The 26117-nt window shown below is 61.0% G+C and carries 23 protein-coding genes; 14 read left to right on the top strand and 9 right to left on the bottom strand.

The window, feature by feature from the left end; all coding sequences use genetic code 11:
- The first annotated feature begins 159 nt into the window (after positions 1–159).
- The 8 genes from EA798_RS18200 (at position 160) to EA798_RS18235 (ending at position 8178) form a co-directional block, all read left to right on the top strand.
- The gene (locus EA798_RS18200; protein WP_122099854.1) at positions 160–2331 is read left to right on the top strand and encodes a methyl-accepting chemotaxis protein; all 2172 of its coding nucleotides are present in this window, start codon (positions 160–162) and stop codon (positions 2329–2331) included.
- A gap of 138 nt (positions 2332–2469) precedes the next feature.
- Positions 2470–3657 carry an ABC transporter substrate-binding protein gene (locus tag EA798_RS18205; RefSeq protein ID WP_122099855.1) on the top strand — a complete coding sequence of 396 codons (1188 nt, stop codon included), beginning with the start codon at positions 2470–2472 and terminating at the stop codon, positions 3655–3657.
- On the top strand, positions 3654–4151 hold the full coding sequence (locus EA798_RS18210; RefSeq protein ID WP_122099856.1) for a tetratricopeptide repeat protein: 498 nt from the start codon (positions 3654–3656) through the stop codon (positions 4149–4151). Before EA798_RS18205 ends, EA798_RS18210 begins: the two co-directional genes overlap by 4 nt.
- A gap of 17 nt (positions 4152–4168) precedes the next feature.
- Positions 4169–5140 carry a YVTN family beta-propeller repeat protein gene (locus EA798_RS18215; RefSeq protein WP_106158583.1) on the top strand — a complete coding sequence of 324 codons (972 nt, stop codon included), beginning with the start codon at positions 4169–4171 and terminating at the stop codon, positions 5138–5140.
- A complete protein-coding gene (locus EA798_RS18220; protein ID WP_122099857.1) occupies positions 5137–6006 on the top strand; it encodes an ABC transporter ATP-binding protein in 870 nt (289 codons plus the stop codon). The genes EA798_RS18215 and EA798_RS18220 overlap by 4 nt, the downstream gene beginning before the upstream one ends.
- The gene (locus tag EA798_RS18225) at positions 6003–6794 is read left to right on the top strand and encodes an ABC transporter permease (protein WP_122099858.1); all 792 of its coding nucleotides are present in this window, start codon (positions 6003–6005) and stop codon (positions 6792–6794) included. Before EA798_RS18220 ends, EA798_RS18225 begins: the two co-directional genes overlap by 4 nt.
- Before the next feature lie 102 nt (positions 6795–6896).
- Positions 6897–7460: a PQQ-dependent catabolism-associated CXXCW motif protein gene (locus EA798_RS18230; RefSeq protein ID WP_122099859.1), complete on the top strand. Its 564-nt coding sequence runs from the start codon at positions 6897–6899 to the stop codon at positions 7458–7460.
- Between the two features lie 52 nt (positions 7461–7512).
- Positions 7513–8178 carry a response regulator transcription factor gene (locus EA798_RS18235; RefSeq protein ID WP_015276861.1) on the top strand — a complete coding sequence of 222 codons (666 nt, stop codon included), beginning with the start codon at positions 7513–7515 and terminating at the stop codon, positions 8176–8178.
- Positions 8179–8206: 28 nt separating this feature from the next.
- Here EA798_RS18235 and cysG read toward each other — a convergent pair whose 3' ends face one another.
- From cysG to ftsK, 6 genes are all read right to left on the bottom strand, one after another.
- The gene (cysG, locus tag EA798_RS18240) at positions 8207–9601 is read right to left on the bottom strand and encodes a siroheme synthase CysG (RefSeq protein ID WP_122099860.1); all 1395 of its coding nucleotides are present in this window, start codon (positions 9599–9601) and stop codon (positions 8207–8209) included.
- Positions 9602–9721: 120 nt separating this feature from the next.
- Complete coding sequence (gene serS, locus EA798_RS18245) at positions 9722–11002, bottom strand: serine--tRNA ligase (RefSeq protein ID WP_106158578.1); 1281 nt, start codon at positions 11000–11002, stop codon at positions 9722–9724.
- A gap of 72 nt (positions 11003–11074) precedes the next feature.
- On the bottom strand, positions 11075–11449 hold the full coding sequence (gene crcB, locus EA798_RS18250; protein WP_106158577.1) for a fluoride efflux transporter CrcB: 375 nt from the start codon (positions 11447–11449) through the stop codon (positions 11075–11077).
- A complete protein-coding gene (locus EA798_RS18255; RefSeq protein ID WP_122099861.1) occupies positions 11446–12771 on the bottom strand; it encodes a replication-associated recombination protein A in 1326 nt (441 codons plus the stop codon). The genes crcB and EA798_RS18255 overlap by 4 nt, the downstream gene beginning before the upstream one ends.
- A 71-nt stretch (positions 12772–12842) precedes the next feature.
- Positions 12843–13469, bottom strand: a complete 627-nt coding sequence (gene lolA / locus EA798_RS18260) for an outer membrane lipoprotein periplasmic chaperone LolA (RefSeq protein ID WP_122099862.1) — start codon at positions 13467–13469, stop codon at positions 12843–12845.
- Between the two features lie 17 nt (positions 13470–13486).
- On the bottom strand, positions 13487–15892 hold the full coding sequence (gene ftsK / locus EA798_RS18265) for a DNA translocase FtsK (protein ID WP_162557744.1): 2406 nt from the start codon (positions 15890–15892) through the stop codon (positions 13487–13489).
- A 209-nt stretch (positions 15893–16101) separates the two neighbouring features.
- On the opposite strand from ftsK, the gene trxB reads away from it, so the two are divergent.
- The 4 genes from trxB to infA all read left to right on the top strand — a co-directional run bounded on the left by trxB (position 16102) and on the right by infA (position 18860).
- A complete protein-coding gene (gene trxB, locus EA798_RS18270) occupies positions 16102–17049 on the top strand; it encodes a thioredoxin-disulfide reductase (RefSeq protein WP_122099863.1) in 948 nt (315 codons plus the stop codon).
- Between the two features lie 51 nt (positions 17050–17100).
- Positions 17101–17781 carry a leucyl/phenylalanyl-tRNA--protein transferase gene (gene aat / locus EA798_RS18275; protein WP_122099864.1) on the top strand — a complete coding sequence of 227 codons (681 nt, stop codon included), beginning with the start codon at positions 17101–17103 and terminating at the stop codon, positions 17779–17781.
- Positions 17782–17833: 52 nt separating this feature from the next.
- Positions 17834–18541, top strand: a complete 708-nt coding sequence (locus EA798_RS18280) for an arginyltransferase (protein ID WP_122099865.1) — start codon at positions 17834–17836, stop codon at positions 18539–18541.
- A 100-nt stretch (positions 18542–18641) separates the two neighbouring features.
- A complete protein-coding gene (infA, locus tag EA798_RS18285; RefSeq protein WP_002553999.1) occupies positions 18642–18860 on the top strand; it encodes a translation initiation factor IF-1 in 219 nt (72 codons plus the stop codon).
- Between the two features lie 125 nt (positions 18861–18985).
- Here infA and clpA read toward each other — a convergent pair whose 3' ends face one another.
- Both clpA and clpS read right to left on the bottom strand, forming a co-directional pair.
- Positions 18986–21256, bottom strand: a complete 2271-nt coding sequence (gene clpA, locus EA798_RS18290) for an ATP-dependent Clp protease ATP-binding subunit ClpA (protein ID WP_106158570.1) — start codon at positions 21254–21256, stop codon at positions 18986–18988.
- A gap of 29 nt (positions 21257–21285) precedes the next feature.
- Positions 21286–21648, bottom strand: coding sequence for an ATP-dependent Clp protease adapter ClpS (gene clpS / locus EA798_RS18295; RefSeq protein WP_038665664.1), 363 nt, complete (start codon positions 21646–21648; stop codon positions 21286–21288).
- A 218-nt stretch (positions 21649–21866) separates the two neighbouring features.
- On the opposite strand from clpS, the gene cspD reads away from it, so the two are divergent.
- The gene (gene cspD, locus EA798_RS18300; protein ID WP_106158569.1) at positions 21867–22127 is read left to right on the top strand and encodes a cold shock domain-containing protein CspD; all 261 of its coding nucleotides are present in this window, start codon (positions 21867–21869) and stop codon (positions 22125–22127) included.
- Positions 22128–22186: 59 nt separating this feature from the next.
- Here cspD and icd read toward each other — a convergent pair whose 3' ends face one another.
- Complete coding sequence (icd, locus tag EA798_RS18305) at positions 22187–23443, bottom strand: NADP-dependent isocitrate dehydrogenase (protein ID WP_106158568.1); 1257 nt, start codon at positions 23441–23443, stop codon at positions 22187–22189.
- A gap of 360 nt (positions 23444–23803) precedes the next feature.
- Between icd and EA798_RS18310 the strand changes: the two genes are divergently transcribed.
- Positions 23804–26032 carry an NADP-dependent isocitrate dehydrogenase gene (locus tag EA798_RS18310; RefSeq protein WP_106158567.1) on the top strand — a complete coding sequence of 743 codons (2229 nt, stop codon included), beginning with the start codon at positions 23804–23806 and terminating at the stop codon, positions 26030–26032.
- Positions 26033–26117 lie beyond the last annotated feature (85 nt).

The raw sequence follows: 26117 nt of genomic DNA on the forward strand, positions 1-26117 counted from the left end.
CCAAGGTACCGATCAACTTCCTGCCTGCGCGGCCGCAATATCCAGATATACATGATGTCGTTTGGGCATCACCCGATCTCTGGCCGCCCTGCGCGATCCGTCGTCGCCCCCGGGCTGGCCACCGCTGGTTCTTTTGCGTTACCAGGAGTAGGAAGCGTGATGTCTCTCAAATCCATACAGCAGCGAATAGCGATCACCGGCGGCTTATGCCTGCTCGCAACCGCGGGCATCTTGATCGGTTACAGCGTCTACCTTGCCAGCTCAACCCAACTGCTGGTGTCCGAAAGAGTGAGTCGGCAGGCGCAGGAGGATGCCTTGCAAACCCTGCAACACCTCGGAGGAAAGTATGCCGGCGAGATCCGCTCCGAGTTCACCGAGGCGCTGGAGGCGGCCCGCAGCATGGCTACCACGTTCGCGGTCGGCAAAACCAGTTCAGCGAACTCCAGCGGTCTGCAGATCGGTCGTGACCAGGTCAACGCCATCCTGCTGAACGTGCTAAAGAGCCAGCCAGAATTCAACGGCACGTACTCATGCTGGGAACCGGACGCCATTGATGGCCAGGACTTCCTGTTCACAGATGGGCAGAACGGAAACAACGAGCAGACCGGCCGTTTCACGCCGTACTGGACGCGTGGCGCAGACGGCAAGATCGCCGTTCAGCCGCTGGTGGAGTACGACACCATGGACAAGCACCCCAACGGCGTACTCAAGGGTGGCTGGTATATCGGTCCGCGGGAAACGCTCAAGGAAAGCGTACTCGGCCCATTGCCCTACATCGTTCAGGGCAAGCAGGTGTGGCTGGCAACGCTTTCGGTGCCGATCATCGTCGACGGCCGCTTTATGGGCGTGGCAGGTACCGACTACAACCTGGACTTCGTGCAGCAGATCAGCCAGGAAGTGTCAGCCAAGCTGTTCAACGGACAGGGTGAAGTCGCGATCATCAGTGATCAGGGCCTGATCGTAGCGGAAAGCCGCTATCCGAATCTGATCGGCCAGCATTTCCAGCAGATACTGCCGGACAGTTGGCAGACGGCGCTCAGCTCCATTCAGAAAGGCGAAGAACTTGCGCGCCTGGATGACAATGGCATGGTCCTGGTGTTTGCACCCATTGAACTCGGCCGCACCGGAAAACCCTGGTCGATGATGTTGAAGATCGACAAGGAGATCGTGCTGGCCAAGGCGGCCGAGCTGAAGGCAGAAATGGACGCGCAAAGCAGCCGGAGCATGCTGCAGCAGATTGTTGCCGGCGTGCTCATCTCCTTGCTCGCGGTCATTGCACTGTGGATCTCTTCGCGGGCACTGGCGCTGCCCATTCGCAAGGCGGCGCAATTGGCCGGAGCGATTCAGAAAGGCGATTTCTCGCAGCGCCTCGGGCACCAGTCTGCGGACGAAGTTGGCCAGCTTTCCGCCAGCCTCGACCGGATGGCCGACAGTCTTCAAGAGCAGGTACACGTCGCCGAGCGCATATCCCAGGGCGACCTGGCGGTGGAAGTACGGCTGGCATCCGAGCAGGATCAGCTCGGCCTCGCGCTGCGGCGAATGGTGGACAACCTGAACGGGCTGGTATCTCAGGTACAGCAGAGTTCCGAGCTGATCAACGACAAAGCAGGCCAGGTCACCACGCTTAGCCAGGATCTTTCCAACGGCGCGACGGAATCCGCCTCGGCCGTTACCGAGATCAGCGCGACCGTGACCCAGATGGCTGCGCAGATCCGCCAGACCTCCGAGTACGCCAGCGAAGCCAATGCGCTCTCGCGCAACTCAGAACACTCGGCGCGCAGCGGCAATGAGCTGATGGTCACGCTCAAGGCCGCCATGCAGGAGATCAACCAGTCGGGCCTCGATATCACCAACATCATCCGGGCAATCGAAGAGATCGCCACGCAAACCAATCTGCTCGCGCTGAATGCGGCCATCGAGGCGGCCCGAGCGGGCGAGCATGGCCGAGGGTTTGCGGTAGTCGCGGACGAGGTCCGCCAACTGGCGGCGCGCAGCGCCGAAGCGGCACAGCGCTCCACCCGGTTGATCCAGGAATCTAATGCGCGGACGATCAAGGGCATGGAGATAACCGACGACACGGCCCGCGCCCTCGAGGCGATCGTTCAGGGAGCGGCGCAGGTATCGCAGCTGGTGGACGAAATAGCATCCGCTTCAAGCCAGCAGGCATCCGGCATCGAGCAGGTCAGCCTGGCCATCGGCCAGATCGACGAAGTCGTTCACCACAACAGCACCAACTCTGAGCAGTCGACGCAAGCCGCTCAGGAACTTACGCAGCAGGCCCAACAGATGATCGTCCAGGTCGGACGATTCAAGGTCAGACGACTACGCTGACGGCTCCGAGGCGGCGCAGCTGTTGCGCCGCCTCGGCGCACTTTTCTACGACCTTGGTACACAGCGACTGGTACTTTCTGCATATTCCCCCGCTCTGCCATGGTTCCTATGCTGCCTGCAACGTCACAGGAGCTGCCCATGCGCCATGTATTACGACGAGCCGGTTTCCTGGTCGCCCTCTCCTGCTGCGCCCCCTGGGCAATAGCCGCACCCGCCGAAGAGCTGTCGATCCGCATCGGTTATCTCGGCTATCGCCCCGACATCGGCCCGGTGCTCTCCAACGTCATTCCCGAGCCTGACGACGCTGGCCTGCGCGGCGCCGAGCTGGCGATTGCCGACAGCAACAGCACCGGCCGTTTCCTCAAGCACAGCTACGCGCTTGAGTCGGTCACCAGCGAGACTGCCGAGGACCTTCTCGAACAGGCCGCCAAGCAATACGCCGATGGCTTGCGCCTGTTCGTGGTCAACGCCCCGACTGCAACCCTGCGCCAACTGTCCGATACCATGCCAGAGGCGCTGCTGATCAACGCCGGCTCGGCCGACGACAGGCTGCGCAGCCAGAATTGCCTGGCCAATGTCCTGCACACCTTGCCCAGCCGCAGCATGCTCGCCGATGCACTCGGCCAGTTCCTGGCCGCGCGCCGCTGGAATCGCTGGCTGCTGATCGTCGGCACCACCGCGGATGATCAGGCTTACGCCGATGCGCTGCGCCGTGCGGCCAAGCGTTTCGGTCATCAAATCGTCGCGGAAAAGCCCTGGAGCTTCGACAACGACCAGCGCCGCAGCGCCCAGGCCGAAATGCCGCTGTTCACCCAGGCCACCGAGTACGACGTGGTGCTTGTGGCCGACGAGCGCGGCGACTTCGGCGAGTACGTGCCCTACCAGACCTGGCTGCCACGCCCGGTTGCCGGCACTCAGGGTCTGACCGCCACAGGCTGGCACAAGACCGTGGAAACCTACGGTGCCGCGCAGCTGCAGAAGCGTTTCGAGGCACATGCCAACCGCTGGATGAACGACCGCGACTTCGCCGCCTGGATGGCGGTGCGCAGCCTCGCGGCGGCAGTCACCCGCCTGCGCAGCACCGACGCCGGGGCAATCCGTCAGTTGTCGCTCAGCGGCGAACTGCCACTCGATGGCTTCAAGGGACGCAAGCTGAGCTACCGCTCCTGGAACGGCCAGCTGCGCCAGCCGATCCCGCTCGTGCACCCGCGGGCACTGGTTTCCAATTCCCCGCAGGAGGGCTTCCTGCATCCCACCAGCGAGCTGGACACACTGGGCTTCGATGCGCCGGAAAGCACCTGTCGTCTTAGCGAGGTTCGTCCATGAAGCGATCAATGATTGGCGGTTTGCTGGGCCTGGCGATGCTGTCCAGTAGCGCGGTCCAGGCCGATGAGATGGGCTACGAAGCCTATGTGGACAGCCCCAAGCGCATCAAATGCCTCTACGGCTACGTGACTGCGAAGACCGGCAACTTCGACGCCGCCCGAGCTATCTTCGAAGACTGCGTGGCGCGCTGGAACGACGTCTACTCACTGATCTCGCTCGCGCAGATGTACGAGAGCGGCAACGGTGTGGAGAAAGACCTGAGCAGATCCGCCGCCCTGCTCAAGCAGGGCGCCGAGCAGGCGGACAATGTCAGCTATGTCAGCCTGGCGCGCTATCACTGGGGCGTCGCGCTGGCCGAGGGACGCGGCGTCGAGGCTGACCCCGATGCCGCACGCAGCTGGTTGCAGCGCGCCGCTGCCGATGGCCAGCCGGAAGCGGATGAATACCTGCTGCGGCTGGAGCAAACTCGCGTGCCAGCACCAATCACACAATAACGACAAGAGAACCGGCCATGCCAAGAACTGCCCTTGCCACTGCTATCGCCCTCGCCTTCAGCCTTGCTGCGGGCTCGGCGGCGGCCGCCACTGCCTACGTTTCCAACGAGAAGGACGACAGCATCAGCGTAATCGACCTGGACAAGATGGAAACCGTCGAAACCTTGCAGGTCGGCATGCGCCCACGGGGCCTTACCCTTTCCCACGACAACAAACTGCTCTACATCTGCGCCAGCGACTCGGACACCGTTCAGGTGATGGACCTGGCCACGCGGCAGATCATCAAGCAGCTGCCATCCGGTGCGGATCCGGAACAGTTCGCCCTGCATCCCAACAACAAGTGGCTGTACATCTCCAACGAAGACGATGCCCTGGTGACAGTGGTCGACGTCGACAAGGAGGAAGTGCTGGCGCAGATCGATGTCGGTGTCGAGCCGGAAGGCATGGCGGTCAGCCCGGACGGCAAGTGGGCAGTCAACACCAGCGAAACCACCAACATGCTGCACTGGATCGACACCAGTACCAATGAACTGGTGGACAACACCCTGGTCGATCAACGTCCGCGCCACGTCGAGTTCACCAAGGACAGCAAGCTGCTCTGGGCCTCGGCAGAAATTGGTGGCACGGTCAGCGTGGTGGATGTCGACAAGCGCGAGATCCTCAAGACGCTGACCTTCAAGATCAAGGGTGTGCACCCGGACAAGGTGCAGCCGGTGGGCATCAAGCTCTCCTCCGATGGCAAATACGCCTTCGTCGCGCTAGGCCCGGCGAACCATATTGCAGTGATCGACGCGAAAACCTACGAGGTGCTCGACTATCTGCTGGTCGGTCGACGTGTCTGGCACATGGCGTTCAACCCCGACGAGAGCCTGCTGTTGACCACCAACGGTGTCAGCGGCGATGTTTCGGTGATCGACGTGGCGAAACTGAAGGTCACCAAATCGATCAAGGTCGGCCGGTATCCGTGGGGCGTGGTGGTCACGCCATGAACGCGCTGGAGGTCAGCGATCTCGGCTTCGCCTACGGCACCCGCCGGGCGCTCGACGGAGTGAGTTTCACCGCGGCACAAGGCCGTTTCACCGCATTACTGGGTCCGAACGGGGCTGGAAAGTCGACGCTGATCGCATTGCTGACACGCCTGTATGACCTGCAACAGGGGCAGATCCAGATTGCCGGCTTCGGCCTGCGCGAAACGCCGCGCAAGGCCCTGGCCCGACTCGGCGTGGTGTTTCAGCAGAGCACGCTGGATCTGGATCTGACGGTGGAGCAGAACCTGCGCTACCACGCTGCGCTGCACGGGATGCCCCGGGCGCTGGCGACCGAACGAATCGAACTTGAACTGCAGCGCCAGCAGCTCGGCGAGCGCCGCCGTAGCAAGGTACGCGAACTCAACGGCGGACACCGCCGGCGCGTGGAAATCGCCCGCGCGCTCCTGCACCGGCCCGATCTGCTGTTGCTCGACGAGGCCAGCGCCGGCCTCGACCCCGCCAGCCGTCAGGCGCTCAACCAGCATGTGCGCATGCTCTGCCAGGAGCAGGGCATGAGCGTGCTGTGGACCACGCACCTGCTCGATGAAGTCCATGCGGACGACGACCTGCTGGTGCTCAATCGCGGCCGGCTGGTCGCTCAGGGTAGCGTGGCTAGCGTGGCACTGGACGGCGAGGATCTGGCCGCGAGCTTCGCACGGCTGACCGGCGATGCTACGCAGTCCGCGCCAGCGCCTGCGCTACAACGTGGGAATCCGGCTGCGCCAGTCCCAATCCTTACGGCGCCTGCCGGTGCACCGGCAAAAGCGACCCCTGCGGCTGCCCACCACACAAACGCACCCCACGACTCAGGGCGGGAGACCTCATGACGATCTACTGGGAGTGCCTGCGCGGCATCGTCCTGCGCGAGTGGCTGCGTTTCGTCCAGCAGCGCTCGCGTTTCTTCAGCGCCCTGGTGCGTCCGCTGCTGTGGCTCGTGGTATTTGCCGCCGGCTTTCGCGCGGCGCTGGGTATCGCCATCATCGAGCCGTATGACACCTACATCACCTATGAAACCTATATCGTGCCGGGGCTGGCCTGCATGATCCTGCTGTTCAACGGCATGCAAGGTTCGCTGTCGATGGTCTACGACCGCGAGATGGGCAGCATGCGTGTCTTGCTGACCAGCCCGCTGCCGCGCAGCTTTCTGCTCACCAGCAAACTGCTGGCCACGGCGCTGATCTCTCTGCTGCAGGTCTATGCCTTCCTCGCCATCGCCTGGTTCTATGGCGTCCAGCCTCCGCCGCTTGGACTGATCGTCGCCCTGCCCGCCCTGCTGCTGGTGGCGCTGATGCTGAGCGCGCTGGGGCTGCTGCTGTCCAACGGCATTCGCCAGCTGGAGAACTTCGCCGGGGTGATGAATTTCGTGATTTTCCCGATGTTCTTCCTGTCCTCGGCGCTGTATCCGCTGTGGAAGATGCGTGAAGCCAGCGAATGGCTGTACTGGATCTGCGCCATCAACCCGTTCACCCATGCCGTGGAGCTGGTACGAAACGCGCTCTATCTGCGCCTGGCTCCCACAGCACTGGTGGTGTGCCTCGGCCTCACACTGCTGTTCAGCCTGCTCGCGGTGATCAGCTTCAATCCGCAACATGCCGCACTGCGCCGCGCGGCATAGGCGAATTACTACTTTGGTACCGGTTTTCCACTCCATCGTAGGATTTAAAAGGTGCGCCCATTGTTCTGTAATCGGCCTACCGAAACGCCAAGGACTACACCCATGCTCAGGTCGCTGCTGCCCTTGCTCTTTGCCGCACTGCCTGGCCTCGGCTCGCCTCTGATCGCCTCGGCCGAAGAACAGCTCGCCCTGTTCTCGGCCGACGGTTACCGCCAGACGCAATACCGCAGCCCGACGCCACCATCCATCGAAGGTGCGCAGACTTTGGATACCGCGGCATTACAGGCATTGCTCGAAGCACAGCCCGACGTGGTGCTGGTGGACGTATATCGCAGCCAATGGCTAGCCGGTCGGTTCATCGACAGTGAACCGCATGCCAACCTTCCAGGCAGCCTCTGGCTGGCCAATACTGGCGACGGGGACCTGCAACCCGAATGGGCACGTTATTTCAGCGATAATCTCGCGCACGCCAGCCAAGGCAACCTGGAGCGGCCAATCGTGTTCTACTGCCGCTCCGACTGCTGGCTAGGCTGGAACGCCACCAGGCGCGCCCACGCGCTGGGCTATAAGACACTGTACTGGTATCGCGACGGGGTGGACGGCTGGGAACAAGCGGGCCTGCCCTTGTACCCCGCTACGCCGAAGCCCCTGCCTGGCAGCGACTAGCTTCGCGAAACCAGCATGCCCCACCATAATCACAACAAAGAGGTGACCGGCCTTGTACAAGATTCTGATCGCGGACGACCATCCGCTGTTTCGTGAAGCCATCCATAACGTCATCCGCGACGGCTTTCCGGATAGCGAGATACTCGAGACCGCCGACCTGGACAGCGCACTGGCGCTGACCCTGGAACACGACGATCTCGATCTGGTGCTGCTGGACCTGAACATGCCCGGCATGCACGGGCTGAACGGTCTGATCAACCTGCGCAACGAGGCGCCGACCATTCCGGTGGTCATCGTCTCCGCCGAGCAGGACAAGCAGATCGTATTGCAGGCGATCACCTATGGTGCCGTCGGTTTCATCACCAAGTCTTCGCCACGGGCGCAAATGACCGACGCCATCGAACAGATTCTCAACGGTAACGTCTACCTGCCGTCAGACATCATCCGCAGCCAGAAGCCCACCAGCCGCCATTCCCATCACAATGAACAGTCGATTCCACCGGAACTGCTGCAAGCCCTGACCCGCAAGCAACTGCTGGTGCTGGAGCGCATGACCAAGGGGGAGTCGAACAAGCAGATCGCCTATAACCTCGATATCGCCGAAACCACCGTGAAGGCGCACGTCTCGGCCATCCTGCGCAAGCTCAACGTGCACAACCGGGTCCAGGCGATTCTCTCGGCTGGCGATATCGACTTCACCGCCTACCTGCGCCGCTGAAGCGCGGCGCCTCAGCGCTGGGCTGAAATTAGGCGCTCGCCTGGGCGCCTTCGAACCAGGCAAGTTTCTCGCGTAGCTGAACCACTTCGCCGACGATCAACAGGGTTGGTGCCTGCACCTGCTCCTGCGCGATCAGCTCCGCGAGCGTATCCAGCGTGCCGGTGAAGACTCGCTGATTACTCGTGGTGCCCTGCTGCACCAGGGCCGCCGGCGTACTCGCCGCACGGCCGTGGGCGATCAGTTGCTGGCAGATCACCGGCAAGCCCACCAGGCCCATGTAGAACACCAGCGTCTGCGCCGGGGCGGCGAGTTCCGCCCAGGGCAGATCGCAACTGCCGTCCTTGAGATGACCGGTGACGAAGCGAACAGATTGCGCATGGTCGCGATGGGTTAGCGGAATACCGGCGTATGCCGCGCAGCCGCTGGCCGCGGTAATACCGGGCACCACCTGGAACGGCACACCATGGGCCGCCAGCTCCTCGATCTCCTCGCCGCCGCGACCGAAGATGAACGGATCACCGCCCTTCAGTCGCAGCACGCGCTTGCCTTCCTTGGCCAGGGTCACCAGCTTCTGGTTGATCTGCTCCTGCGGTACCGCATGTTCCGAGCGTTGCTTGCCAACGTAGATGCGATCGGCATCGCGCCGGCACAGATCGATGATCGCCGGTGCAACCAGCCGGTCGTAGAGCACCACATCGGCCTGCTGCATCAGACGCAAGGCACGGAAGGTCAGCAGATCAGGATCGCCTGGGCCGGCACCGACCAGATAGACCTCCCCCAGTGCACGCGGCGCAGCACCGGCGAGCTTTTCAGCGAGCAGGCGCTCGGCTTCGGCGCTGCGACCGGCCAGCGCCTGCTCGGCGATCGGCCCCTGAAACGTCTCCTCCCAGAACACCCGCCGCTGCTGCACATTGGCAAACTTCGCCTTGACCTGAGCACGAAACTGCTTCGCCAGGCCGGCCAACTGTCCGTACGCTGCCGGAATCCAGGTCTCGATACGCGCCCGGATAAGCCGTGCCAGCACCGGTGCATCGCCGCCGCTGGACACCGCAATCACCAGCGGCGAGCGGTCGACGATGGCAGGAAAGATCACACTGCACAGCTCTGGGGAGTCGACCACGTTGACCGGCATACCCACCGCGTTGGCGTGCTGCGATACCGATGCGTTCAGCGGCTCGTCATCCGTTGCCGCGATGGTCAGCACGCAGCCCTGCAGGTCCTGTGGCTCATAGCCGCGATCCAGGCACTCGCCGCCGCCCGCCTCGACCAGCTGGACCAGTTGCGGCTCGATGCTCGGCGCCACCACCCGCAGCCGCGCTCCAGCTTCACTCAACAGTCGGGCCTTGCGCAGCGCGATCTCGCCACCACCGACAATCAGTACCGTGCGGCCTTTGAGGTTGTGGAACAGCGGAAGGTATTCCATGGGCGAATCCTGGAGGGTGATTGGAGGTACGGGCATCACAGCCATTACGGCCGTGATGCCCCTTGTCGAATATCAAGGATCCGGTCTGATGCCTGGATCGCGATGACGCAGCGTCAGATATCAGCCGATGACGTCGATGCCACCCATGTAGGGCTTCAGCACTTCCGGTACTACAACACTGCCGTCAGCCTGCTGGTAGTTCTCCAGTACGGCGACCAGCGTTCGGCCAACCGCCAGACCCGATCCGTTGAGGGTGTGTACCAGTTCGGGCTTGCCGGTTTCCGGGTTGCGATAACGCGCCTGCATGCGCCGCGCCTGGAAATCGCCACAGTTGGAGCAGGAGGAAATCTCGCGATACTTGTCCTGGCTCGGCACCCAGACTTCCAGGTCATAGGTCTTGGTCGCGCCGAAGCCCATATCGCCAGTGCACAGCGACAGCACACGGTACGGCAGCTGCAGCAATTGCAGCACCTTCTCGGCATTGCCAGTCAACTCTTCCAGCGCCTCGAAGGATTTCGACGGCTCGACGATCTGCACCATCTCGACCTTGTCGAACTGGTGCTGGCGGATCATGCCGCGGGTATCGCGCCCGGAGGCGCCAGCCTCGCTGCGAAAGCACGGCGTATGGGCGACAAACTTCAGCGGCAGTTGCTTGGCATCGAGAATCTCGCCGGCCACGATATTGGTCAGCGACACTTCCGCAGTCGGGATCAGGTAGAAGTCCGCTTCGCCCTCGCGGCTGATCTTGAACAGATCTTCCTCGAACTTCGGCAACTGACCAGTACCCTGCAGGGCAGGTGCCTGCACGAGGTACGGGGTGTAGGCTTCTTCATAGCCATGCTCACCGGTATGCAGATTGATCATGAATTGCGCCAGGGCACGATGCAGCCGGGCAATCGGCCCGCGCATCAGGGCGAAGCGGGCGCCGGACAGCTTGGCGGCGGTTTCGAAGTCCAGCCAGCCATGCTGCTCGCCCAGGGCGACGTGATCCTGCACCGGGAAGTCGAAGCTCTTCGGCGTGCCCCAGCGGCGCACCTCGACGTTCTCATCCTCGTCCGCACCTACCGGCACCGACTCGTGCGGCAGGTTGGGAATGCTCAGCATCAGCTGATCCAGCTCGCTCTGGATGCGGTCCAGCTCCTGCTTGCCGGATTCGAGTTCGCTGCCCATGCGATCCACATCGGCGAGCAACGGGGCGATGTCCTCACCGCGCTGCTTGGCCTGGCCGATTGACTTGGAACGCGCGTTGCGCTCGGCCTGGAGTTGTTCGGTGCGGGTCTGCACGGTCTTGCGCTGAGCTTCCAGCGCTTCGATGCGCGCCACGTCCAGCTGGTAGCCACGGGTGGCCAGGCGGGCCGCCACGTCCTGTAGCTGAGTGCGTACCAGTTTCGAATCAAGCATGGTGGGTCTCGTCTGTGAAAGCTTGGATGAAGGGCGAAGAGGGAGCGAAGTTTACTGTGAACGGTCGTCGGTTCATAACCTTGCGAGCATGAGGCCCGCCCAGGCTGCCAGCAAGCCACCGAGTACGCTGCCTCCGACGTAGGCGAAGGCGGTAGCCAGTTGACCACTTTCCAGAAGCCGCAAGGCGTCCAGCGAGAAGCTGGAGAAGGTCGTCAGCGCGCCGAGAAAACCGATGATCAGCGCGCCACGCAGCTCAGGCGAAATGTCCGGTCGCGCGAGAAAAGTGGCGTAGAGGTAGCCGATGAGCAGGCATCCCAGCAGGTTCACCGCCAGGGTGGCCAGATAGAAATGCCGTGGCCACTGCGTGCTGACCCAGGTGGCGACGGCAAAGCGCAACAATGTTCCAACCACACCGCCGCAGGCGACGGCGATCGCCATGCGGATCATCCCTTTCTCCGTTGTATGGGGCTTTCTCGATCGAGCCGGGCCAGATGTTCGAGCTTGTCGCGAATCTTGCTCTCCAACCCGCGCGGAGCAGGATGGTAGTAGCGACGCGGCTCCATGGCCTCGGGAAAATAATCCTCGCCCGCGGCATAGGCATCCGGCTCGTCATGGGCGTAGCGGTATTCGTTACCGTAGCCGAGTTCTTTCATCAATTTGGTCGGCGCATTGCGCAGGTGCAGCGGCACTTCCTGCGAACCATTTTCGGCGGCATCGCGCATCGCTGCCTTGAACGCGGTATAGACGGCGTTGCTTTTCGGCGCGCAGGCGAGATAGACGATCGCCTGCGCCACGGCCAGCTCACCTTCCGGACTGCCCAGCCGCTCCTGCACGTCCCAGGCATTCAGGCACAGCGGCAGCGCGCGGGGGTCAGCATTGCCGATTTCTTCGCTGGCCATGCGTACGACGCGCCGGGCCAGGTACAGCGGGTCGCAGCCACCGTCGAGCATGCGCGCAAACCAGTAAAGTGCCGCGTCTGGATTGGAGCCACGTACCGATTTGTGCAGTGCGGATATCTGGTCATAGAACGCCTCGCCGCCCTTGTCGAAACGGCGCCGGCTGTCACCCAGCAAATCCTGCAGCAGATCGGTACTGATGGTGCCGCCCTGCTCCGCCAGATCGGAGGCGTTCTCCAGCAGGTTGAGCAGCCGCCGCCCATCGCCGTCGGCCGCGGCCAGCAACATCTGAAAGCTCTCTTCCGGCAATTCGAGGTGCAGGTCACCCAGCCCCTTTGGATCGCTCAGCGCACGGGAGACCAGTTTGCGCAACGCTGCCTCGTCGAGGCTTTTCAGCACGTAGACGCGGGCACGCGAGAGCAACGCATTGTTGAGTTCGAAGGATGGATTTTCGGTGGTCGCGCCGATGAAGATCAGCGTGCCGTCTTCAACGTAAGGCAGAAAGGCATCCTGCTGCGACTTGTTGAAGCGATGCACCTCATCGACAAACAGGATGGTCCGCCGGCCATATTGCGCAGCCTGCTGCTTGGCGATCTCCACTGCCTGGCGGATTTCCTTCACCCCGGCGAGCACGGCCGAAACCGTCTCGAAATGGGCGTCTGACACCTTGGCCAAGAGCCGCGCCAGGGTGGTCTTGCCGACCCCGGGCGGGCCCCAGAACACCATGGAATGCAGCGCGCCCTGCTCCAGCGCCTCGCGCAACGGCTTGCCGCGGGCAAGCAGGTGCTCCTGCCCGACGTATTCGTCGAGGCTGGCTGCGCGCAGACGCGCGGCAAGTGGCTGGGCGACGGGTTCGCGGCTGAACAGGTCCATTGCGGACGGTTACCTCAATTGCAGCGGCCTGCAATTACGCAGGCCGCTGAAAACGAAATGCCGGACGTAGGTCACTCGGAGATGACGTCGGCACCCTCGGGGATTTCGAAGGTGAACAGATCGGCCTTCAGCGGCTGGTTCATCTTCACACCCATGAACAGGATATTGGTGCGCTGACCAACGCTGTCGATCAGTTGCATGTCATTGATCACTCCGTTGCGAAATGACAGACGCAGGTTATCGAAAAGCGTGTCCTTGGCCTTGGGCTTGAGCGTGAAATCCACGACCTCACCGGCCTCCTTGTGGAAAACCTCGAAGTTCTCACTGATGGTGGAAACGTCGCCAGACAGCAGCAGCGCCGGAGTATGAGTCAGGCGCTGGTCGAGCTCCTGGATGGTGACCTGCTCGAGATCCGGGTCATACAGCCAGACTTTCTTGCCGTTAGAGACCAGCAGCTGCTCCATCGGTGCGTCGGTGTGCCAGCGGAACTGCCCAGGGCGCTTCAATGCCAGCTCGCCGGAGGTCTCCTGCAACTGGGTACCGCTGCCATCGAGCGAAAGCTGCGAGAAGCGGCCAGTCAGGGTTTCGGCCTGATTGAGCAGACCGGTCAGTCGTTTGGTGGATGCAGCCTGGTCGGCGTGAGCCGGGGCCAGGGCAACCAACAGGACAGATGCACACAGCAAACGGATCAATTGCATGTAGCCCTCGAAGCGATTCAATCGCGCATAGGCGGCGGCGCGATGACTTCGCGCGAGCCATTGGTGTTCATGGATGTCACCACGCCAGCCATTTCCATGGCTTCGATCATACGGGCGGCGCGGTTGTAGCCAATCTTGAGCTTGCGTTGCACAGCAGAAATCGAGGCACGGCGGCTTTCCGTGACGAAACGAACAGCTTCGTCGTACAGCGGATCCTCTTCGCTGCCTTCCCCGCTACCCTCGCCACTACCACCATCGAAGCCGCTGCCCGCCTCTTCGACGCCGGCCAGAATATCTTCGATGTAGTCGGGCGCGCCACGGGCCTTCCAGGCTTCGACGACCCGGTGCACTTCCTCATCGGAAACGAACGCGCCATGTACCCGGATCGGCAGACCGGTACCCGGCGGCAGATAGAGCATGTCGCCGTGCCCAAGCAGTTGCTCGGCGCCGCCCTGGTCGAGGATGGTGCGCGAGTCGATCTTGCTGGATACCTGGAACGCCATGCGGGTCGGAATGTTGGCCTTGATCAGACCGGTGATCACGTCCACCGACGGACGCTGGGTGGCCAGGATCAGATGGATGCCGGCTGCGCGAGCCTTCTGTGCGATGCGGGCGATCAGCTCTTCGACCTTCTTGCCGACGATCATCATCATGTCGGCAAATTCGTCGACCACCACCACGATGGTCGGCAGGCTCTTCAGATAAGGCGGCTCGTCATCCATCGACTCGCGCTTGTACAGCGGATCGTGCAGCGGCGTGCCGGCCTCTTCGGCTTCCTTGATCTTGCGGTTGAAGCCCGCCAGGTTGCGCACGCCCATCGCGGCCATCAGCTTGTAGCGCCGCTCCATCTCGGCCACGCTCCAGCGCAGCGCATTGGCGGCCTCCTTCATGTCGGTGACCACCGGACAGAGCAAATGCGGGATGCCCTCGTAGATCGACAGTTCGAGCATCTTCGGGTCGATCATGATCAGCCGCGCCTCTTCCGGCGTCGACTTGAACAGGATCGACAGGATCATCGCATTGACGCCTACCGACTTACCGGAACCGGTGGTACCGGCCACCAGCAGGTGCGGCATCTTCGCCAGGTCGGCGATAACCGGCTTGCCGCCAATATCGTGGCCGAGCGCCAGGGTCACCGGGGATTTGGCGTCGTCGTACGGGGCCGACGAAAGCACTTCGGAGAACCGCACGATCTGGCGATCCTCGTTGGGAATCTCGATGCCTACGGTGGTCTTGCCCGGAATAACCTCGACCACGCGAACGCTGATTACCGCGAGCGAGCGTGCAAGGTCCTTGGCGAGGTTGGAGATACGGCTGACCTTCACACCGGCCGCAGGCTGGATTTCGAAACGAGTAATGACCGGGCCCGGATGAACCGACTCGACAATGACTTCGACACCGAACTCCTTCAGCTTGATCTCCAGCAGCCGCGACATCGCTTCCAGGGATTCGGGTGAATACTGCTTCTGCTGTTTCTCGGCAGCGTCAAGGATAGAAATCGGCGGCAGGCTGCCCTCGATCAGCGGATCGACGAACAGATTGGCCTGCTTTTCTTTCAGCACACGCTTGCTCGGCTCTGCGGCCTTGGGCGGCGCAGGCGGCGCGATCACCGGCGCCACACGCTTGTCCCGTTCGCTCATGTGCTTGGCCAGGGCTTCATCCCGCTCGATGATGCGCTCCTTGACCTTGGCCTGTTCACGGCGGTCCCGCACCATGGGCGCAGCTACCTCGCTCACCACGTCATCAGCCTCGCGCAGCTGGGCGACCATCTGCTTGCGCTCGGCCCGTGCACTCCACCAGCGACTGAAAACGCTCTGGATCAGCTCGATCAGATCAAGCGTGATCTTGCCGGTGATGTCCATCACCTTGAACCAGGACAGATCGGTGAACACCGTGAGGCCGAACAGGAAGAACGCCAACAGCGCGAGGGTGCTGCCCTGCACGTTGAGGGACAGCACGGCCAACTGGCCGAGGCTTTCGCCAAGCGCGCCGCCGGCAGATGCGGGCAAGCCAGGTGCTGCCTGGAAATGGATATAGGCCAACGCCGAACCGGACAGCACCAGAAATACCAGTCCGATCAGCCGCCAGGAGAACAGCCAGCCATTCCATACCCAGGGCTGATGTCGAGCGCGGAAGACCTGCCAGGTTTTTACGCCCAGCAACAGGGGGAACAGGTAGGCGAAATAGCCCAGCGCCATGAACAGAACATCGGCAAACCAGGCGCCAGCACGCCCCGCGGCATTGCGAACCTGATCGATGTTGCTCGTATGTGTCCAGCCAGGATCGCCCGGATCGTAGGTCAGCAGTGCCATCCACAGGTAGACGCAGAGCGCACCGAGCGCTATCAACGCGCCTTCCTTGAGGCGATAGTGCAATTGTTGTCGCCAGACGGTTGCCGGCGCGGTAGATGAGGAATTCTTCAAAACGCTTTATTTCCTGCGCCTGCGGCGCGATGAACCGTAGTCAGCCAGAACCCCGGCATTGTACGGGTTTGTCGACTCGATGGCATGCGGGTTCCGCGGCGGCTTGGGCTTTTGCCAATGCTTCGGTGTAGCATAAACGCCCGATTTCCCGGCGCGGCTCGACTGGAGCACGCTTCTCTATTTGCAACAAAGGCTTATGAGGGCTTTTTATGAGTGAAGTCAAGCATTCGCGTCTGATCATCCTCGGCTCGGGCCCGGCCGGTTATACCGCTGCGGTATACGCTGCCCGCGCCAATCTGAAGCCATTGATGATCACTGGCATCCAGCCCGGCGGCCAGCTGACCACCACCACCGAAGTCGACAACTGGCCCGGCGACGTCGAAGGCCTTACCGGTCCCGACCTGATGGTCCGCATGCAGAAACACGCCGAGCGCTTCGATACCGAGATCGTCTTCGATCACATCCATACCGCAGAGTTGCAGCAACGCCCGTTCACCCTGCGCGGCGACAGCGGCGTCTACACCTGCGACGCTTTGATCATCGCTACCGGCGCCTCAGCACAGTACCTCGGCCTGCCTTCGGAAGAAGCATTCGCCGGCCGTGGCGTATCGGCCTGCGCAACCTGTGACGGCTTTTTCTACCGCAACCAGGTCGTCGCGGTGATCGGCGGCGGCAACACCGCGGTCGAGGAAGCCCTGTACCTGTCCAACATCGCCAAGGAAGTTCACCTGATCCACCGCCGCGACAAGCTGCGCTCGGAGAAGATTCTGCAGGACAAGATCATGGACAAGGCGACCAACGGCAACATTCGCCTGCACTGGAACCACACCCTCGAGGAAGTGCTCGGCGACGCCAGTGGCGTGACTGGCGTGCGGCTGAAGAGCACGCTAACCGGCGAAGAAAACCAGCTCGATCTCGCCGGTGTGTTCATCGCCATTGGTCACAAGCCGAACACCGATCTGTTCCAGGGCCAGCTGGAAATGAAGGATGGCTACCTTAAGATCAGAGGCGGCGGCGAAGGCGATGCCACTTGCACCAGCATTCCCGGCGTCTTCGCCGCAGGCGATGTCGCGGACCACGTCTATCGCCAGGCGATCACCTCTGCCGGCGCAGGCTGCATGGCGGCCCTGGACGCCGAGAAGTACCTCGACAATTGATCACTCGGCGGGCTTCGGCCCGCCCTCCCCTATCTGCAACTGCGTGGCGAAATGCTGACCTGGCTAAAACGCGACGACCTCGAATTCCCTCCTCTCGATAAGGCTCTGCATGAACCCAACGGCCTTCTGGCGGCCGGAGGCGATCTGAGCACCGATCGGCTGCTGGCGGCCTATCGACATGGCTGCTTCCCTTGGTACCAAGACGGCCAACCTCTGTTGTGGTGGTCTCCGGACCCGCGCACAGTGCTCTATCCGAATGAGTTGCATGTCTCGCGCAGCTTGCGCAAGCGCATGCGCCAGGGCGATTTCCAGGTGACCTTCGACCACGCCTTCAGCGACGTGATTCAGGGCTGCGCAGGCCCGCGCAGCTATGCGGACGGCACCTGGATCACCACACCGATGCAGCAGGCTTACATCCACCTGCACAAAATGGGCGTGGCGCATTCGGTGGAGGTCTGGCAGGACGGGCAGCTCGTCGGAGGACTCTACGGCCTGGCTATCGGTAGGCTATTTTTCGGCGAGTCGATGTTCAGTCGCGCCACCGATGCATCCAAAGTCGGTTTTGTCACGCTGGTAGAACGGCTGCGCGCATGGGGCTTCGCCCTGATCGACTGTCAGATGCCGACGCGCCATCTGGAAAGCTTTGGTGCCCGCAGCATTTCGCGCGAGACCTTTGCCGCCGCGCTTGCCGAGCACCTGGATAGCTCCAGCGCAGCCGACTGGCGAGCCTAGTCGACTACCGCAAGCTGACCTACACTGAGCTCATGATTTCTGAGAGTTGACCATGACTTCACTGGCTCGCCTCAAGTTCTACGCCACCCAGCCCCACGCGTGCAGCTACCTGCCCGATGAACAGGCCACTACCCTGTTTCTCGATCCCAGCCAGCCGATGGATGCGCAGGTGTATGCGGAGCTTTCAGAGATGGGCTTCCGGCGCAGCGGCGACCACCTCTACCGGCCGCACTGTCAGCGCTGCTCGGCGTGCATACCGGCACGCATCCCGGTTGATGCACCGGCCCTCAGCCGGCAACAGAAGCGGATCCTCAAGCGCAACGCTGACCTGCAGGTTCGCTGTGTTCGGCCTGCATTCAGCGAGGAGCTCTATAAGCTCTATGCGAGCTATATCGAGAAACGGCACGCCGACGGCGATATGTATCCGCCCAGCCGCGAGCAGTTCAATACCTTCCTGGTACGGGATCTTCCATTCTCGCGCTTTTACGAGTTCAGGCTGGACGGGCGGCTGTTGGCCGTAGCGGTCACCGATGTGCTGCCCAATGGGCTCTCGGCGGTTTACACCTTCTACGATCCTGAAGAGGAGCGCCGCAGCCTCGGGCGCTATGCGATCCTCTGGCAGATCGGCGAAGCGGCACGCCTTGGGTTGAAAGCCGTGTATCTCGGCTACTGGATCAAGAACTGCCGAAAGATGAATTACAAGACTGAATATCGTCCAATTGAGCTGCTGGTCAATCAACGCTGGGTGACGCTCAGCTGAAGTCCTTGGCTCATCGACCCATTTCGGGCACAATGCTTGCCGCTTTTGCCCGCGCACGCATGCGCCGGGTCACTCATTTGGACACCGAGGACTTTACTGAATGTCGAAAGAAGACAGCTTCGAAATGGAAGGTACTGTCGTCGACACCCTGCCCAACACCATGTTTCGTGTGGAGTTGGAAAATGGGCACGTCGTTACTGCGCACATCTCCGGAAAGATGCGCAAGAACTACATCCGGATTCTTACCGGTGACAAGGTTCGCGTGGAACTGACCCCCTACGATCTGAGCAAGGGTCGCATCACCTACCGCGCCCGCTAAGCGAGCTGCGAGAAAAAATGCCCGGTTCTGACCGGGCTTTTTTGTTGCCTCATAAACCTGGCCTGCCGCAGCGGCGGGCAAACAAAAATGCCCGGCTAAAGCCGGGCATTTGATATCACTGCCAGTTACGCCAGTTCGGCAGAAGTCTCGAATTCGAAGAACGGCTCCCCGTCCCGAATATCGATGTGCACCACTCCGCCATGCTCGGCCAGCTCTCCGAACAGGATCTCTTCGGCCAAAGGCCGCTTGATCTTGTCCTGAATCAGCCGCGCCATTGGCCGTGCACCCATCTGCGCGTCGTAGCCATGCTCGGCCAACCAGCTGCGGGCGGCATCCGACACCTCCAGGGTCACATGCTTGTCTTCGAGCTGCGCCTGCAATTCGATGAGGAACTTGTCGACGATGCTCTTGATCACTTCATGGCTCAGGCGACCGAACTGAATGATTGTATCCAGACGGTTCCGGAACTCCGGCGTAAAGCTCTTCTTGATCACTTCCATCGCGTCCGACGCGTGGTCCTGCAGCGTAAAGCCAATCGAAGCCCGCGCCGCAGTTTCCGCACCGGCGTTAGTGGTCATGATGATGATCACATTGCGGAAGTCCGCCTTGCGTCCGTTGTTATCGGTGAGCGTGCCGTGATCCATCACCTGCAGCAGCAGGTTGAAGACCTCCGGGTGCGCCTTCTCGATCTCGTCCAGCAGCAATACGCAATGCGGCTGCTTGGTGATGGCCTCGGTTAGCAGGCCACCCTGATCGAACCCGACATAACCCGGAGGTGCGCCGATAAGCCGGGATACAGTATGGCGCTCCATGTACTCGGACATGTCGAAGCGAATCAGCTCGACGCCCAGAGCGCGTGCCAGCTGGCGCGCAGCTTCGGTCTTGCCCACCCCTGTCGGACCAGCGAAGAGGAACGAACCGACCGGCTTGTCCGGTGCCTTCAGTCCTGCACGGGAAAGCTTGATGGCTGTCGCCAGCGAATCGATCGCGTCGTCCTGACCAAACACTGTGAGCTTCAGGTCGCGCTCGAGGTTACGCAACAGCTCCTTGTCCGAGCTGCTGACGTGCTTCGGGGGGATCCGCGCAATCTTCGCAACGATGTCCTCGACCTGCTCGACGTCGATGCACTTGACGCGCTGATCTTCAGGCTGCAGCCGCTGGTACGCGCCAGCCTCATCGATCACGTCAATCGCCTTGTCAGGCATATGGCGATCGTTGATATAACGAGATGCCAGCTCTGCGGCCGCGCGAAGCGCTTCATCGCTGTACTCGATATGATGGTGCTGCTCGAAACGGCCCTTCAGGCCGCGCAGAATGCCAATGGTGTCCTCGACCGAGGGCTCGGAAACATCAACCTTCTGGAAGCGCCGTGCCAGCGCGCGATCCTTCTCGAAGATTCCGCGGAATTCCTGGAACGTCGTGGAGCCGATGCAGCGAATCTCGCCCGAAGAAAGCAGCGGCTTGAGCAGGTTGGAAGCATCCATTACCCCACCCGATGCAGCGCCTGCACCGATGATGGTATGGATCTCGTCAATGAAGAGAATCGCATGCGGACGCTTGCGCAGCTCGCCAAGGAGCGCTTTGAAGCGCTTCTCGAAATCACCCCGGTATTTCGTACCAGCTAGCAGCGCCCCAAGATCCAACGAATAGACGACGCTATCGGCCAGCAGGTCCGGAACCTGGTTGTCCACGATCCGCTTGGCCAGCCCCTCGGCAATGGCTGTCTTGCCGACGCCGGCTTCGCCGACGAGAAGCGGATTGTTCTTGCGTCGGCGCGCGAGGATTTGCGCAACGCGCTCGACCTCGTGCTCACGGCCGACCAGCGGATCGATCCGCCCCTGACGTGCAAGCTCGTTCAGATTGCTCGCATAGGCATCAAGCGGATTGCCTGAAGCCCCGGCCTCGCCGCCCTCCTCATCCTGCATTTCTGCATCGTTTTCCGGACTACCGGCATTGCCCGGAACCTTGGAAATCCCATGCGCGATATAGTTGACGACATCGATGCGCGCCACGTTCTGCTGCTTGAGCAGAAATACTGCCTGGCTCTCCTGCTCGCTGAAGATCGCTACCAGCACGTTGGCACCGGTCACCTCGCGCTTGCCGGAGCTCTGTACATGGAATACCGCCCGCTGAAGGACGCGCTGGAATCCTAGCGTGGGCTGGGTTTCACGTTCTTCGTCGTGCTGCGGGATAAGTGGTGTGGTGGAGTCAATGAATTCCTGCAAGTCATGGCGCAGCTTGTCCAGGCTTGCGCCACAGGCTCGCAACACGGTTGCAGCCGCTTCATTGTCCAGTAGGGCCAACAGGAGGTGCTCAACCGTCATGAACTCATGACGCTTGGTACGTGCCTCTTTGAAAGCCAGATTCAGAGTGACTTCGAGCTCACGGTTCAACATAGCTTTCACCTCTTCCCCAGCAATCGGAGTTAACCGTCCTTCTCGATCTCACAAAGCAGCGGGTGCTGGCATTCCCTTGCATATTGATTCACTTGCATCGCTTTGGTTTCGGCCACATCACGGGTATATAGCCCGCAGACTGCCTGCCCCTCGGTATGGACGGCCAGCATGATCTTGGTGGCCTGCTCCCTGCTGTGATTGAAAATGCCTTCCAGCACCTCGACGACGAAATCCATCGGTGTGTAGTCGTCATTAAACATGACAACTTTATACATCGGTGGTGCCTTCAACTCTGGCTTGGCCTCCTGAACAGCGAGGCCAGACGCGTCGTCTTCGTCCCCTAAGGGCCGGTCCTGATTGAATGTTAGTCGAATCTGAGCAAATGCATGCATGCGCATAACGGTTCTAGGTCGTGGCGCCGGGGCCAGATAAATATGGACAGCTTCGCAGCCAGCTGACGAGTCGCCTTGACTATCGGCAAAACGATGATACAAACAGTATGTGCCTATAAGGGCAAACGGGTTGCGCAACATGAGGCCTCGGGCTGCATAAGCGCGGAATGAAATGGATGTTACTCCAGTAATGGACTCCTTTGCAGAGGGATAACAGCATGCTAAGCGGTAAGGTCAAGTGGTTCAACAACGCCAAAGGCTATGGCTTCATCGTAGCAGACGGCGGCGATGAGGACCTGTTCGCCCACTACTCAGCCATCCAGATGGAAGGCTACCGGACTCTGAAAGCTGGGCAAGCGGTCATGTTCAATATCCTGCAGGGTCCGAAAGGCCTCCACGCAACCGACATCCGGCCGCAGCAGGCCATGTCTGAAGCGACGGCCCCTGCTGCTCAGGGTGCTTCTACCGTAGACGCCTGAATTTACGAAACAAACAAAAAGGCCGATCGTCTGATCGGCCTTTTTCGTCAGGTCTCGCGTTACATATGGCTGATCATTGCATCGCCGAATTGCGAGCACGACATCAGCTGAGCGCCTTCCATCAGCCGCTCGAAATCGTAGGTCACAGTCTTGGCTGCGATCGCGCTTTCGGTTGATTTGATGATCAGATCCGCCGCTTCTACCCAGCCCATGTGACGCAGCATCATCTCGGCAGACAGAATCAACGAGCCCGGATTGACCTTGTCCTGACCAGCGTACTTCGGCGCCGTGCCGTGGGTCGCCTCGAACATGGCCACGGTGTCGGACAGGTTCGCCCCAGGAGCAATACCAATACCGCCCACTTCAGCGGCCAGGGCATCCGACAAGTAGTCACCGTTCAGGTTGAGCGTGGCAATGACATCGTACTCGGCCGGGCGCAGCAGAATCTGTTGCAGCATGGCGTCAGCGATGGCGTCCTTCACAACGATATTCTTGCCGGTATTCGGATTCTTGAACTGCATCCAGGGCCCACCATCCAGCAGCTCAGCACCAAACTCGTCGCGAGCCACCTCATAGCCCCACTCCTTGAAGGCACCTTCGGTGAACTTCATGATGTTGCCCTTATGCACGATGGTGACCGAGCTACGGTCATTGTCGACCGCATATTGCAGGGCTTTACGAACCAACCGCTTGGTACCTTCCAGCGAAACCGGCTTGATGCCGATGCCACAGTTTTCCGTGAAGCGAATCTTCTTGACGCCCATTTCTTCGGTAAGGAACTTGATTACCTTCTCCGCTTCGGGTGAACCAGCCTTCCATTCGACGCCGGCGTAGATGTCTTCGGAGTTCTCACGAAAGATCACCATATCCACGTCCTGCGGCTTCTTGACCGGGCTCGGCACGCCGGTGAACCAGCGAACCGGACGCTGACAGACATAGAGATCAAGCTCCTGACGCAGCGCGACGTTCAATGAGCGAATGCCGCCGCCCACGGGAGTCGTCAGCGGGCCCTTGATTGACACAACGTAATCACGAACGGCTTCCAGGGTTTCCTTCGGCAACCAGGTGTCCTGATCGTAGACCTGTGTGGCCTTCTCGCCCGCATAGATCTCCATCCAGGCGATCTTGCGCTGCCCGCCATAGGCCTTCTGCACGGCCGCATCCACAACCTTGATCATCACCGGGCTGATATCGACGCCGATGCCGTCCCCTTCTATATAAGGAATGATCGGATTGTCGGGGACGTTCAGGGTGTTATCGGCATTAACGGTAATTTTGTCACCGCTGGATGGCACCTGGATCTTTTGGTATCCCATGCTGGACTCCGTCTTCGTGGTTAGACATCGATCGTCGTTTGAGGGTAACCCACTCGAATCGCCTGAAACTACATGTTCGTTCGTCGTATGCGCAATGCCGTTCTGCCAGAGGGTGGCTCAATGGTATACTTCTGGGATGACTAACAAGTCATAAGGGACGAGCCTGTCTTGTACAAGACCCGCCTCTTGAAACCTCAGAGTTGCTACCGCAGCTCCCTGGTTCAAATGCTCGACACTCTATTGGTGCATCCATCATCACCGCGGCTAATCCCCTTCTGGCTCACCAAACAAAGAGCCAGGGCGCCTACCCGGCGCACTCGGGATCCTGTGCACGCCCAGCAAGAAGAGAGTTAACGCTAAATGTCCACCCCTTCGAAGATCATCTATACCTTCACCGACGAAGCTCCAGCCCTGGCCACCTATTCGCTTCTTCCAATTGTAGAAGCCTTCGCCGCCTCCGCTGACATAGCCGTCGAAACACGCGACATCTCTCTTGCAGGGCGCATTCTTGCGAGCTTCGCCGACCAGCTGGACGCTGACAAGAAAGTCGACGACGACCTCGCCAAGCTTGCCGAACTGACCAACCAGCCCGATGCCAACATCATCAAGCTGCCGAACATCAGCGCCTCCGTGCCGCAGCTCAAAGCAGCCATTGCCGAGCTGCAAGCACTCGGTTACAACATTCCCAACTTCCCGGAAGATCCGCAGACTGACGCTGAAAAAGATGCGCGCGCGCGTTATAGCAAGGTGCTGGGAAGTGCAGTGAACCCGGTTCTGCGCGAAGGCAACTCCGACCGCCGCGCCCCCGCCGCCGTCAAGGCCTACGCTCGCAAGCATCCGCACTCCATGGGCAAGTGGAGCAAGGCATCGCAGTCCCACGCTGACTACATGCGCGGCGGCGATTTCTTTTCCAGCGAACAATCGATCACCATGGATAAAGCTGGTGACGTGCGCATCGAGTTCGTCGGCAAAGACGGCAAGGTAGAAGTCAAGAAGCAGCTCGCCCTGCAGGAAGGCGAAGTGCTCGACGGCATGTTCATGAGCTGCAACAAGCTGCGTGCGTTCTTCGAGGAAACCCTGCAGGACTGCAAGGAAACCGGCGTCATGTGGTCCCTGCACGTCAAGGCGACCATGATGAAGATCTCGCACCCGATCGTATTCGGCCATGCGGTCAGCGTTTACTACAAGGACGTGTTCGACAAGTACGGCGATCTGTTCAAGGAACTGGGCGTCAACCCGAACAACGGCATCAGTAGCGTCTACGACAAGATCAAGTCCCTGCCCGTCTCGCAGCAGGAAGAAATTCTGCACGACATCCACGAGGTCTACGCCCATCGTCCGGAAATGGCGATGGTCGACTCGGTCAAGGGCATCACCAACCTGCACATCCCGAGCGACGTCATCGTCGACGCCTCGATGCCGGCGATGATCCGCAACTCCGGTCAGATGTGGGGCAAGGACGGCAAGCAGAAGGACACCAAAGCGGTAATGCCGGAGAGTACCTATGCCCGCATCTACCAGGAAATGATCAATTTCTGCAAAACCAACGGCGCCTTCGACCCAGTCACCATGGGCAGCGTGCCGAACGTTGGCCTGATGGCGCAGAAGGCCGAGGAATACGGTTCGCACGACAAAACCTTCGAGATGCAGGCCGACGGCACCATGCGCGTCGTTCTGGCCGACGGCACCGTGCTGATGCAGCACGAAGTCGAGAAAGGCGACATCTGGCGTGCATGCCAGACCAAGGACGCCCCGATCCGCGACTGGGTCAAGCTGGCCGTCACCCGCGCCCGCCAGTCCAACACCCCAGCCGTGTTCTGGCTGGATCCGGAGCGCGCCCATGACATGCAGCTGCAGAAGAAGGTCGAAGCCTATCTGCAGGAGCACGACCTGAGCGGCCTGGACATTCGCATCATGGGCTACAACGAAGCCATCCGCCTGAGCATGGAGCGCATGATCCGCGGCAAGGATACCATTTCCGTCACCGGCAACGTGCTGCGTGACTATCTGACCGACCTGTTCCCGATCATGGAACTGGGCACCTCGGCGAAGATGCTTTCCATCGTCCCGCTGATGGCTGGTGGCGGCATGTACGAAACAGGTGCCGGTGGTTCGGCGCCGAAGCACGTGCAGCAACTGGTGGAAGAAAACTACCTGCGCTGGGATTCCCTGGGCGAGTTCCTCGCACTGGCGGTGTCTCTGGAAGAAACCGGAATCAAGACCGGCAACACCAAGGCCAAGATCCTGGGCAAGACCCTCGACCAGGCCACCGGCAAGCTGCTGGACAACAACAAGTCCCCGGCACGCAAAGTCGGCCAGATCGACAACCGCGGTAGCCACTTCTACCTGGCACTGTACTGGGCGCAGGCCTTGGCAGCCCAGGACGAAGACGCCGAGCTGAAGGCCCACTTCACCCCGCTGGCCAAGACCCTGACCGAGCAGGAAGCGGCCATCGTCGCTGAGCTGGCGGCTGTGCAGGGCAAGCCGGTCGACATCGGCGGCTACTACCGCTCCAACCCGGAACTGACCAGCAAGGTGATGCGCCCCAGCGCAACCTTCAACGCCGCCCTGGCGGCGCTGAACGCCTGAGTCCAGACCTGAGCGTCACCATGAACCCCGGCCCAGTGCCGGGGTTCGTGCTTTCTGAGGTCGGGCTCCTTATCATTCGAATATT

Origin of the sequence: Pseudomonas songnenensis (assembly GCF_003696315.1) — a bacterium.
GTDB lineage: Bacteria > Pseudomonadota > Gammaproteobacteria > Pseudomonadales > Pseudomonadaceae > Stutzerimonas > Stutzerimonas songnenensis.